Below are 12,430 nucleotides of genomic sequence, written 5' to 3'. Positions count from 1 at the left end.
AACTAAGCCGACTTTTGGACTGCATCTATTTTACCACAGCGAACATACTTTCGCTAACTGAGAGTTAGAAAAAGCCGTACTTATTTGCTTTCTTTGGCATTGTCCATCGCATGCATGATGGATGGGTTTTTAGCGTGGCAGTCTTTGATCATTTGCAGGTCTTCTGCAGACAATTCAACCGTATATTTGGCCATGAGTTTCCCTTCTTTCCAGTGCTTAACTTCTAAATATTAACACATGCGTCAAGCTGATTTGAATGCCTCTGGCCCAGTTAATCCAAGGTTTTCAGCCAGGCAATCAAGGTCTTGGCGACAAGGCGTTGTTGCGCCGCATTGGAGATCGTGGCTGAGTGATCTCCAGATTGTTTGCCATAGCTACCAAAACCGGCATGATTGCCACCTGCCAGTTGCACATATTGAGCCGCCGTCGGCAAATTGGCTTTGGCTTTGCGCCAAGCGTCAATATTCAACACCCCATCGCGACTAGCCGTTAGCGACAACACTGGCACATGGCCGCTTAACTTGCCTTTGGCGTCAGGATAACTGGCTAGGAAAAACACGCCTTGAAGCCCTTGAGGATGCTTGGCCGCAAACCGGCTGGCCATCACCCCGCCTAACGAGTGGCCGCCGATCACATAATGACCGGACTTCACCACTGATGCTGCCGCGTTTGGATTCAACACTGCCAAGTCATCAGGAAAGCTGACGATTGCCACGCGATAGCCGGCTTTGGCGACTTTCAGCGCCCAAATACTGTAAGCGCCAGGATCGACTAACGCGCCTGGATATACCACGACAGTCGTTTTAGCTGTGCGTTTGCCAAAATATAACACGCCATTTTTCTCGACACCTTGCTTTTGTGCTTCGGCAGCAGCTGGACTGGGGGCATGGGCGGCCGCTTTGAGATACAATTGGCCACCGATGGCCAATACTGCCAACGCCACCACGATGCCGATCAGCCAATTTTTGAGTTTTTTCATGGCTAATGCTTCATGATCGCACGCGTCAGCTTGGTCAGCATGTCGCGATCGGCAAATTCTTCATTCAACATATCCGGCAAGATCTTCGCCATAAAATATTTCACGCTAGGTCGCTGGTTGAAACTGGCGATCACCGTCAAGCTTTCCGTGTAAATATTGACGAAAACGCGCTCTGGGTTGCCTTTTTCGATTTCCCCAAACGCTTCATATAACAAATCGACTTTATCAGAGATCGACAACAATTCCCCTTCTAACGTATCATCTTTGCCTTCAGCTAGCCGCCGTCGATAAACCGCTTGGTATTCAGCCGGAATTTCATCTTGAATGAAGTTTTCCGTCATTTTGTCTTCTACATCAGCCAGCATCGCCCGCAATTCTGGGGTGGCGTATTTCACCGGCGTTTTGATGTCGCCGATGAAGCGTTCGGTATAGTCGTGGTTCAAGGCTTTTTCATACAGCCGCTGCCAGTTGACCGTGTTGCCGGCGTGTTCTTCGATGTCGCCTAACATTTGCGCGATTTCGGCGACTTTGAAGCTATGCGCGGCGACTGAGTGCTCCGCATATTTGAAAAATCCTGGTGCCCGCCGCAATGTTTCCAAGTTGTTCAACCCTTGAATGTACTGATGCATCCCCATAATGCCGGCCTCCTGATTTTTGCTTAAAATTTCATCTATGGTAGCATGTTGAAAGCGTCGCCGCAAGCCGCAACGCGTGACGCTATAAAAAAACGCCTCGCTTCACGAGACGTTTACAAACCCATCAAGATTCAACGGTAAAATGCACCGCAGACGGATAAGTTTTCCCACCGTAGATCGTTTGATGCGCGATCACAGTTTCTTTGGAATCATACCCTGCCGCTAAGTTACTGTTAGGAAAGGTCAACCCTGCCATCGCACTGGCAAAATCCAACCGCAATGCATGCCCTGGCAACAACTTGTAGCTAGTTTTTTGCGTTTGGATGTGGAATCGGTACACGTCACCTGGTACTAATGGTTTGGACGTTTTTAGCCCGTCGCGATGGGTGGCATTCATGATCATATCGGCGATATTGATCGCGCGATCATCTGGGGTCACATCCACTAACCGCACAGCCCAATCCGTATTGACCGCAGAAGAGCTAGCATAAAAGTCGACGTCAAACCAACCAGTGATGGTCAACGCCTTTGCCAACACTGGGCTGGTAAAGCTGGTGACGTCTGGGCCTTGTTCCACTTGGGCATAATCATTTGGTGTTTCAAATTCGTTATCGGAAACGGAGATCAGCTGTGGTGTGGGGTGCTTGGGATCGTAATCAAACTGTTGCGACCCGTTTGCGCCGACCACTGGTTGTAACCCCGCCGTGGCCGGATCCAAATACCAAGTGGTGGCCGTGGTATTGCTTGGCGGAAAGTTATCCGCCGTTTTCCATTCATCCGAGTTAACGGTGTAATAATCCACTGGTGCTTCTTGATCGATGCCATTTTGGACATGGTTCAACTGGTGATCAAACCAGCGCATGTGTTGCAAGTCGATATCATGCCGCAAGCCGCTTGGGCCTAAGTGGATCGGCCCGACGTCATATTGGGCATTGCCCCCATGCAGCCACGGGCCTAAGATCACCTTGCGAGCGCCAGCTGGATAGCCGGCAGTAACGCGCAACGCTTCGGTGGTGCCGATGCCGTCATCATCAAACCAGCCGCTTTGGATCAGCGCAGGCACCTTGATCTTATCGGCAAAAGATTGCCAATCCATGGCTTGTAGCCAGTCATCAAACACTTGATGGCGCCGCAATTCATCCCAGCCGGCGATATGATGGCCTAACCCAACGACTGGAATTTCAGTCAACGGGCGCACTGCCAACAACTGATCCCAATCATCGCGCACCATTTTTTCTGGAGTGAAGCGTTGCGATTCTACCGCAAAATACCACGCAATGATCCCAGCGTTAGGTACGCCATTATGGAAAAAGACGTCAGTAAATGGCCCGCCGGCAGTCACCATCGACACCAGCGCTTGTAAATGCGGATTGCCACTGGCGGCTGCGGCCCATTGCACATAGCCACCATAAGAGCCGCCGATCATCCCCACGCGGCCATTGCTCCAAGGTTGCGCGGCGATCCAATCCAATGTCGCATCGCCATCAGCTTTTTCATATTGCATCGGCTGCCATTGGCCTTGCGAATCTTCGCGACCGCGCACATCTTGGCACACCACAGCATACCCCCGATGGGCAAACCGCTCATGATCTGGCACAAACATTTGGCGACCATAAGGCGTGCGCGTCAAGATCGTACTACGTGGCGTGATGTCACCGGCTGGCAAGATCACTGTCGCAGCTAATTTCACCCCATCAGGCATGGCCATGGTCACGTCTTTTTTGGTGATCGGCAACGGTTTTTGCAACATGTCAGCGTTTTGCCAGTCAGCGTACGCGGTATATGGCAAAGCTTGGGCTGTCGCTAAAATGATATTGGCGTTGCGCACCGTGATCTGAAAGCCGATCACGTGCTGGTCGGCTACCACCAAATCGACTGCGGGTTTGGCCTTGCGATTCAACCAGTAATGCGCATCGGCTTGTTGGTAGTCAGCACCCCAAGTGGTGGTAAAGGAGTCGCCTTCAGGAAGTGTAAAATCTTGGCGTTGCCACTGACTGAGGATCGTTTTGGGACTGATCCCCATGCGCGCCACATAATAAGCGTCTTGGGCGTCATCCAGCGCAACGGGTTGTTTTGCATCCCAAGCTTGAACTTGCAGCTGGTTTGGCGTCACCACAAAATCTGCCAAGTGCAACCCTGCATTATAATAGGCGAATTTGGTCATGGCGCCCTCCTATAAATCGATCGTCATGCCAAGGCCTGGTTCATCAGACAAGGTGTAAACACCCCCAACATTGTCAAAACCACCATGTAACCAAGCTGGCGCTTTAAAGGTCAAGAACCCATCAAGGTCTGCAAAATGTACATTTTTGTGGGCCGCGACAAAATGTACCGCCGCCGTCAAACCCACTTTGGTTTCCAACATGCAACCCAGCATCGTATTCACGCCAGCACTTTCAGCCACCGCATTGATCTGCGTGGCCCCCCATAAGCCAGCAGATTTTTGTAATTTGATATTGATCAGATCAGTGCCACCAGCGGCGACGATCTTCATCGCATCTTTTGCGGAGTGTACCGATTCATCGACCATTAATTGTTGATCAATATTGGCGCGCACCAATGCCAAGTCACTGGTATCATCGGCAGGCAGTGGTTGTTCCACTGCCGACACCAGATCACCGAAGCGCTTCATCATCTCAATGGCATGTTTGGCGCTCCACGCTTGGTTGGCATCAACGCGCAAGTCGATGTCAGGGCCGACAGCTTCGCGCACGGCTTTGACCGTCGCCAAGTCACTTTGATCATCTACGCCAACTTTTAATTTCAACTCGGTGAAGCCTTCAGCAACCCACTTTTTAGCATCTTGGGCGGCTTTTTGCGGCGATTCGATCCCTAAAGTGACGTCACTGACGATTTGATTGGCATTGCCACCAAGTAACTTCCAAAGGGGCAAGCCAGCTTGTTTGCCTAACAGATCAAAACAGGCGATGTCGATGCCGGCTTTAGCCGCAGTGTGGCCTGCCAGCGCGCTGTCCATTTTGGTATGTAATGCTTCGATCGCACAAGGATCGCTACCGACTAATAAATCGGCAAAAAAGTCCAGCGCCACTTGTTCCGTATCCACGCTTTCGGCAGTGACTTGCTCCAAAGGACTGGCTTCCCCGAAGCCGACCAGTCCAGTATCCGTTGAAACTTTGACGATCAAGGTATCCACTGCGGTGATCGTGCGAAATGAGATCTTGAATGGTTCATTTAATTCGACTTGTTGACGAAACGTTTCGATTTTAGTGATTTTCATGAGAATGACCTCCAGAAATTGATAGCAGAAACTAAGCTTTCCCAACGACTTGGCCCAGTTAATTGTGAAGAAACTTAGCCTTGTATTAGAGACCATTATGAATTAAAATGATTTACATTGCAATTCTAATTTAATTCTAATTAACGAGGCTGTGCTTATGAACAAAAAAATTGTCACCACTTTATTTGCCACGTCAATGACGATCTTGCTTGCCGCTTGTGGTAACAAAACCGCCAGTTCTAAACAAACCTTGGCGCGCATGACCCCAGACGTCATCGCCACCATGGATTCTGCTGTCATGACCGACCCAACTTCTGGCCAAACGATTTCCGACACGATGTCAGGATTACTGCGTTACAACAATAAGAAGCTGGAACCAGACATGGCCAAAACCATGCCTACGATTTCTAAAGATCAAAAAACTTACACTTTCCACTTGCGCCATGGTGCCAAATGGAGCGATGGCAAAGAAGTCACCGCTGCTGACTTTGTTTATGCTTGGCAACGCGTGGTGACGCCATCCGTCAAGTCTCCTTACGCATATATCATGAGCGGGATCACCAACGCTGACGCCATCGCCGCTGGCAAAAAGAAGCCGTCGACATTAGGCGTTGAAGCCCAAGGCAAATACACCTTCATCGTTCATTTGGATCACGCGATGCCGTATTTCCAAAAAATGATCGGTTTGGTCACTTTCAACCCAGTGGAAAAATCATTCGTCCAAAAAGTCGGCAAGAAGTATGCCACCAGCTCCAAGTATTTGACGTTCAACGGGCCTTACAAGCTCAACTCTTGGTCTGGTTCTGATGACAACTGGAGTGAAACGAAAAACAACAGTTACTGGAATGCCAAGGCCTACAAGCTCAACACCTTGAAATATCAAGTGGTCAAATCCAATTCCACTGCCACCAGTTTGTTCAACACAGGCAAACTCGACGACGTCACCGTCACTGGCAACGACGCGTTAGCCGCCAAAAATAAACCCAGCTACAACACCGTGCAACAAAGCTACCTCACGTACTTAGGCATGTCGCAAAAGATCAAAGCCTTCCAAAACCAAAAGATCCGCGAAGCCTTCTCGATCGCCATTGATCGCGACAACTTTATTTCCAAAGTCTTAGGTGACGGCTCCAAACCAGCGAAAACTGTCGTGCCAACTGGCATGTATTATAACGACAAAACTGGCCAAGATTTCGGCAAAGTTGCCGCTAAAGGCTATGAACAATACACCACTTACGACTTAAAGAAAGCCCGCACGCTTTTTGCTGAAGGGATGAAGGAAGTCGGCCAAAAGCAACTCAACTTCACGCTGTTATCCGATAACACCGCTGGCGACACTGCCGCAGTTGAATACCTGCAAGCTGCCTTTGAGAAACTCGGCACCAAAGAAAACGGCTTAAGTGTCAACGTCACCGCGCGCTTAGTCCCTCAAAAAACTTGGATCCAAGAAAGCCACACTGGGCAATATGATATGACCATCGGCGAATGGGCTGCTGACTTCCCAGATGCTGTCAACTTCTTAAACACCTTTACCCAAGCCTACAGTGCTTATCCTGGTAAATACAGCAACAAGGAATATGATGCGTTAGTCAAAGCTTCCAATACCACTGACGCCACTAACCCAACCAAGCGTTGGAACGATATGGTCAAAGCCGATCAGATCCTCACCAAAAACGTTGGCGTCATCCCAGTTTATCAATGGGGCACTGCGCATTTGACCAACACCAATGTCAAAAATCTCCATTATGAACCAAACAGCTTATTCAGCTACCAAGGCACGACCAACAAAGCCAAATAGCTTTCTTGAAGTCAGGACGCTTTTCAGTCCTGGCTTTTTTGGCGGTTTCTTTGGTTTTTAAAAAAGCGCTTGCATTTTTAAAACTAAGGTGCTATACTGCATGTCTCAACAAAAGCAAACGTAAGAGCAGGTACCTTTTGTTGAGGAAAAGCACGAAGCAAAGCAAGGCGGTTAGGTACATCGCACAAGCTTTGTGGCAGCAAAGTCACCATGGGGCCGTAGCGTGGTGATATGATTTCCGTGGGACCTAAGAGCGCTGGCGTACCGAAGAAACTAGTCAGATTACACTCCGGCAAAAGTGAGTCACAGAAGCGACCCATCGCCTGTATCGATCGACCAACACAAGTTGAGCATTGAGACCACTGTCGCGCAGTTTCGTCCAATGACTCTCCCGACTTGGTTATACGACCGTTCCCCGCGATGCGTCGGATTGTGCAAAACCCGGGATCCACCTGCGCCATGTTTTACCCACAGTGCGTTTTGGGCTGTGGCCGAAGGAGTGCCCACGGGCATGACAACGTGTGACCGCACTAAGCGGTGACACTTCACAGACGTAAACTAAGGCACCTAAATTGGTGTAGTGGGCACTTTTTCAACCAAGCGTTGAATCAGTGCCTATTTTTTGCGCTGATTTTGACGACCACTTCGTTGGATCAAAAAGAACGGGCACAAATACCCGCGCTGAGGGCACAAAAAAAAGCGCTTTGATCATCACGATCAAAGCGCCTGAATTCACTTATTCAGTGCGGAATGCGTCCAAAGCGGCTTCAAAATCAGCTAGTTTCTTGTCAGCAGCGTCTTTGGTATCGGCGCTGGTGCCAACATAGAACTTCACTTTTGGTTCAGTGCCAGATGGGCGAATGGCGATCCAAGTACCATCAGCCATCACGTACTTCAACACGTCAGAAACTGGCATGTCGATCGGTGTGGTCGTCCCATCAGCAAGCTTGGTGGTTTGGGCTTTGTAATCTTCGACTTTTTCGACTTTGACGCCGGCGAAATCTGCTGGTTGTTCTTCGCGGAACTTGGTCATCAAAGCGGCCATTTCTGCGGGGCCATGCACACCTGGGAAGTCGACGCCGACAGTCTTTTCAGCAAAGTAGCCATACTTTTTGTACAACGCTTGAATGCCGTCATAAAGCGTCATCCCTAAGGACTTGTAGTAAGCGGCAACTTCAGCTAACAATACCGTGGATTGAATGGCATCTTTATCGCGGACAAATGGCTTGATCAAGTAGCCATAACTTTCTTCAAAGCCGAACAAGAATTCGTGTTCGCCGGTTTCTTCATAATGCTTGATCTGATCACCGATGAACTTGAAGCCAGTTTCCACGTTGATCATATCCACGCCATAGTCTTTGGCAATGGCGGTGGCTAATTCGGTAGACACGATGGACTTGACGACCGCCCCATTACTTGGCAAGGTGCCGGCTTGCTTGCGCGCTTCCAAAATGTAGTGCAACAACAAGCTGGCAATTTGGTTGCCTGTCAACAATTGATAGTCAGTCCCGGTCCATACGGCTGTGCCTAAGCGATCAGCGTCAGGATCCGTGGCGATCAACACATCAGCTTGCGACTTTTTGCCGAGTTCAATGGCCATGTCAAAAGCTTGTGGGAATTCTGGGTTCGGGAATGGTACCGTGGCAAATTCAGGATCGGCAACGGATTGCTTGGCCACCAGTTGGAAGTGTTCAAACCCGGCGTTGCGCAACACCATTTGGGCTGGAATGCGGCCAGTCCCATGTAATGGCGTGTAGATCAGCGACATGTCGCGACCAACGGTTTTGATCAGCTCTTTGTTGATGGAAACCGTAGACACTGCGGCATAATACGCTTCATCCACATCTTCGCCGATCAAGGTCAAGAGCTTTTTTTCACGTAATTCATGCACTGGCAACGTCTTGATGTGGAAAATATCGGCAACGTTGCGGACATATTCGGTGATCTTATCAGACTCTTCTGGTGGCATTTGCCCACCATCTGGACCGTAGATCTTGTAGCCGTTGTATTGCTTCGGGTTGTGGCTGGCAGTGATCATGATCCCAGCGTATGTGCCTAAGTGGCGCACGGCAAAACTCAATTCAGGCGTTGGGCGCAATGCATCAAACAAGAAACTTGGGATCCCATGGGCCCCTAAAACCGCAGCGGCTTCTTGGCCGAATTCTTGGGACATGTAGCGCGAATCAAAACTGATCGCGACCCCTTGGGCTTTGGTTTCAGCTGGTAAGGTGTCCATGAAGTTGGCCAACCCTTCAGTGGCTTGGCGCACTGTGTAAATATTCATGCGGTTGATCCCAGCGCCGATCACGCCACGCATGCCGGCGGTGCCGAATGCCATTGGGACGGCAAAAGCCTCTTCTTGCGCTTCTGGATCATTGGCCAACGCCGCCACTTCACCTTTTAAAGACGCATCGAGGTCAGCTTCATTCGCCCATACCAGGTAATTTTCATGATAACCCATTACATTCAACTCCATTTCCATAATGTCATTTCATATCCGTTTTCATTATACTATGCCAGTCCTTGAAACATGTACTAAAACGCTTAAAGTCTGGTAAAAAAATGACGTGCAGGTGCGTGACACGCTTACTTAGCATACCACAAAATCGCCAACCAATCTGATAATTTGTGCTGTTGTCTAGACCAGTATCCGAAGTAGTGAGAACAGTAATCCATTTAAATGGTAGCGCTTTCTGCATCGAATACAAGGCCGAACCCTATCAAATTATTTTCTAAATAATCGCAGACACAAGAATAGCCGCGGCACATGGCCGCGGCTACTGAAATTATGCTTCTACTTTTAAATCAGCGTCTTGTAAAGATTGGATATAGTCGAATACGCTTTGTCCGGCTTGTCCGCCATCACCGACAGCTGTGGTGATCTGGCGCAACTTCTTGGCGCGCACATCCCCAATGGCAAAAATGCCAGGGACGCGTGTGGCCATGGTGTCATCAGTTGGGATCCAGCCATTGTCATCTAAAATATCAACATCTTTAAATGACTCAGTCAATGGCATGATCCCCACGTAAATGAATACCCCAGAAGCTGGGATCACATGTGATTCGCCAGTGACTTTATCGGTGTAACGCACACCAGTCACTTTCATGTCATCGCCAATGATTTCTTCTGTGTTAGCGTTCCAAACAAAGCTGATCTTGTCATTGGCAAAAGCGCGATCTTGCAAGATCTTTTGCGCGCGCAAGGAATCGCGACGGTGCACAATGGTCACATGGCTGGCCAAGCCTGCCAAGTAAGTGCCTTCTTCGATCGCAGAATCCCCGCCACCGACGACGACCACTTCACGATTCTTGAAAAAGGCGCCATCACATACGGCACAGTAGGAAACCCCACGGCCAGAGAATTCTTCTTCCCCAGGGATCCCTAACTTGCGGTGTTCAGCACCAGTGGCAATGATGACGGCTTTGGCCGTGTAAGTGCCATCGTCGGTTTCCACGATTTTGGTGTTACCGTCAGTTTTTAAGCTGGTGACATTGCCATACGCGTATTCAGCGCCGAATTGCGTCGACCCGTCGTACATTTGTTGGGCTAAGTCTGGACCTAACACCGACTTAAAGCCGGGGTAATTTTCGATGGCAGCGGTGTTGTTCATTTGACCGCCATAGATCCCGCGATCCAACATCAACACGCTTAAGTTGGCGCGTGACGCATACAACCCTGCGGTCATCCCACCAGGGCCTGCACCGATCACAATTACATCATAGGATTTCGCCATAAATGTCTTACCTCCGCTTTCTTTTCGTAAGTCAATTGTAACGCACACAATTCGTTAAATCAACCACTTACTTTGAGATATGAAAATCAAATTCTGGTTTGCCAGCACGCTTCATTAAATCAGCGATCACGTCTTTGATCGGCGCGTTTTCATACAACACGCGATAGATCGCATCAGAAATCGGCATTTCGACGTTCAACTCGCCGGCTAATTCATGCACCACTTTGGCAGTGGAATAGCCTTCAACGACCATCCCCATGTTATCAAGCACGGCTTGAACACTTTGGCCAAGGCCCAAGCCATTACCAGCGCGCCAGTTGCGTGAATGCACTGACGTACACGTGACGATCAAGTCCCCGACGCCAGATAAGCCGATAAACGTCATCGGATCTGCCCCTAAGCGGACGCCTAAGCGCGTGATCTCAGCCAAGCCGCGCGTCATCAAGGCAGCTTTGGTGTTGTCGCCGTAGCCTAACCCATGTAATGCACCGGCACCGATGGCAATGACATTTTTCAACGCCGCGCCAAGTTCCACACCAATGACATCTTGATTGGTGTATAAGCGGAAGTAATCGTTCATGAACAATTTTTGGATCGCGGTGGCGGCAGCCAAGCTCTTAGACGCTGCCGCTAAGGTGGTGATGTCTTTAGTCGCCACGTCTTCGGCGTGACTTGGACCGGAGATCACCACAATGCCAGAATGCAAAGCGTCAGGCAAGACACTTTCTAGCACTTGTGAAACGCGGTCTTTGCTACCGCGCTCCAAGCCTTTGGCCGCATGGGCAATGATCGGCTTTTCGCGACTGGCTTCTAGCAAAGGTTTCACTTGTTTTGCCACTGAACGCACGGCATTAGTCGGGACGACAAACAAGATCACGTCGGCATGGGCGACGGCTTGGCTTAAGTCAGCGGTGGCTTTCAAAGCGTCATGGAATTTGAAATCGCCTAAATAATGGGCATTGGTGTGTTGGTCATTGATCTCTGGGATCTGTTTGGGGTCATGGGTCCAAAGCGCGACGTCATGGCCATTTTCCACTAACAGGTTCGCCAAAACTGAACCCCAAGAACCGGCACCAAGTACTGCAATTTTTTTAACCAAGAATCTAATTCTCCTTATTGATTGACCTTTGCCAGCGGATCACCGTCTAAATACCAGTCGATATTTTGCCGGCGCCGATAGATCCACAACCCTAATGCCACCACAAACAACACGATGGACAACGCTTGTGAGATCCGCAACCCTGGGATCAAATACAAACTGTCAGTGCGCATGCCTTCAACAAAGAAGCGCCCAAACGCATACCACATCACATAGCTCAAGAAGATCTCGCCTTGCTTGAACCAACCTTGATGATGGCGAATACTCATGATCAAAATAAAGCCGACCAGATTCCACATCGATTCATATAAAAACGTCGGTTGGCGATAAGCGCCAGAAATGTTCATTTGTTGAATGATGAATTCCGGCAAGTGCAGCCCGCGCAAGTAACTCAGCGTGGTTTTGGCCCCGTAAGCTTCTTGGTTCATGAAGTTGCCCCAACGCCCGATAGCTTGGGCGATCATCACAGTCGGTGCGGCAATATCCAACACCAACCAAGCTGGTAGCCACTTCACGCGACAATACACCAAAAACACAATGACACTGGCGATCAATGCGCCATAAATGGCGATGCCGCCATGCCAAATGGCGATGATCTCGCTAGGATGTTGGGCATAATACGGCCACTCAAACGCCACATAATAAGTCCGAGCGCCGATCAAGGCAAATGGTAATGCCCATAACACCAAATTCAAAATGTGATCGTCAGAAATACCTCGACGAACGGATTCCTTCATAGCCAGCCAAACAGCCAGCAACACCCCGCAGGCGATGATCACCCCATACCAGTGGATCTCAAGGCCGCCGAGCTGTAATGCGATCGGATTTAACGCAGCAAACATAACTTGCTCCTTTTGTTCACGAATTGATTTGTGCTTTTATAGTCTATCACACCTAAAGGCTTTTGCCGACAGTCCTCAGGCTGATGACACATTGGCACAAACAAA

General features: G+C 49.5%; 9 protein-coding genes. 1 reads left to right on the top strand and 8 read right to left on the bottom strand.

All coding sequences use genetic code 11. The annotated features are described in order from the left end of the window. Positions 1-271: 271 nt before the first annotated feature. The 4 genes from ACKTSG_RS03735 to ACKTSG_RS03720 all read right to left on the bottom strand — a co-directional run bounded on the left by ACKTSG_RS03735 (position 272) and on the right by ACKTSG_RS03720 (position 4,852). Positions 272-979 carry an alpha/beta hydrolase gene (locus tag ACKTSG_RS03735; RefSeq protein WP_407892096.1) on the bottom strand — a complete coding sequence of 236 codons (708 nt, stop codon included), beginning with the start codon at positions 977-979 and terminating at the stop codon, positions 272-274. 2 nt (positions 980-981) lie between these two features. Beyond that, positions 982-1,614, bottom strand: a complete 633-nt coding sequence (locus tag ACKTSG_RS03730; RefSeq protein WP_407892094.1) for a YfbR-like 5'-deoxynucleotidase — start codon at positions 1,612-1,614, stop codon at positions 982-984. A gap of 124 nt (positions 1,615-1,738) precedes the next feature. Further along, positions 1,739-3,778, bottom strand: coding sequence for a CocE/NonD family hydrolase (locus ACKTSG_RS03725; RefSeq protein ID WP_407892092.1), 2,040 nt, complete (start codon positions 3,776-3,778; stop codon positions 1,739-1,741). Positions 3,779-3,787: 9 nt separating this feature from the next. Further along, positions 3,788-4,852 (bottom strand): mandelate racemase/muconate lactonizing enzyme family protein, encoded by a 1,065-nt coding sequence (locus tag ACKTSG_RS03720; RefSeq protein ID WP_407892090.1) that lies wholly within the window; start codon positions 4,850-4,852, stop codon positions 3,788-3,790. A 157-nt stretch (positions 4,853-5,009) separates the two neighbouring features. Here ACKTSG_RS03720 and ACKTSG_RS03715 point away from each other — a divergent pair, with 157 nt between their 5' ends. Beyond that, entirely contained in the window at positions 5,010-6,650 is a 1,641-nt protein-coding gene (locus tag ACKTSG_RS03715) for a peptide ABC transporter substrate-binding protein (protein ID WP_407892088.1), read from the top strand. Positions 6,651-7,386: 736 nt separating this feature from the next. On the opposite strand, the gene ACKTSG_RS03710 is transcribed toward ACKTSG_RS03715, so the two are convergent. The 4 genes from ACKTSG_RS03710 to lgt form a co-directional block, all read right to left on the bottom strand. Further along, positions 7,387-9,111 (bottom strand): phospho-sugar mutase, encoded by a 1,725-nt coding sequence (locus ACKTSG_RS03710; RefSeq protein ID WP_407892086.1) that lies wholly within the window; start codon positions 9,109-9,111, stop codon positions 7,387-7,389. A 325-nt stretch (positions 9,112-9,436) separates the two neighbouring features. Continuing rightward, positions 9,437-10,384 carry a thioredoxin-disulfide reductase gene (gene trxB, locus ACKTSG_RS03705; RefSeq protein WP_407892084.1) on the bottom strand — a complete coding sequence of 316 codons (948 nt, stop codon included), beginning with the start codon at positions 10,382-10,384 and terminating at the stop codon, positions 9,437-9,439. A gap of 67 nt (positions 10,385-10,451) precedes the next feature. Then, complete coding sequence (locus ACKTSG_RS03700) at positions 10,452-11,483, bottom strand: NAD(P)H-dependent glycerol-3-phosphate dehydrogenase (RefSeq protein WP_407892082.1); 1,032 nt, start codon at positions 11,481-11,483, stop codon at positions 10,452-10,454. Between the two features lie 14 nt (positions 11,484-11,497). Continuing rightward, complete coding sequence (lgt, locus tag ACKTSG_RS03695) at positions 11,498-12,325, bottom strand: prolipoprotein diacylglyceryl transferase (RefSeq protein ID WP_407892080.1); 828 nt, start codon at positions 12,323-12,325, stop codon at positions 11,498-11,500. Between the last annotated feature and the right edge of the window lie 105 nt (positions 12,326-12,430).

The sequence above is a fragment of the Lacticaseibacillus salsurae genome, from assembly GCF_045862175.1.
In the GTDB taxonomy this organism is placed as follows: domain Bacteria; phylum Bacillota; class Bacilli; order Lactobacillales; family Lactobacillaceae; genus Lacticaseibacillus; species Lacticaseibacillus salsurae.
The sequence above is the reverse complement of the archived record's forward strand: the minus strand, read 5'-3'. Positions and strand labels throughout refer to the sequence as shown.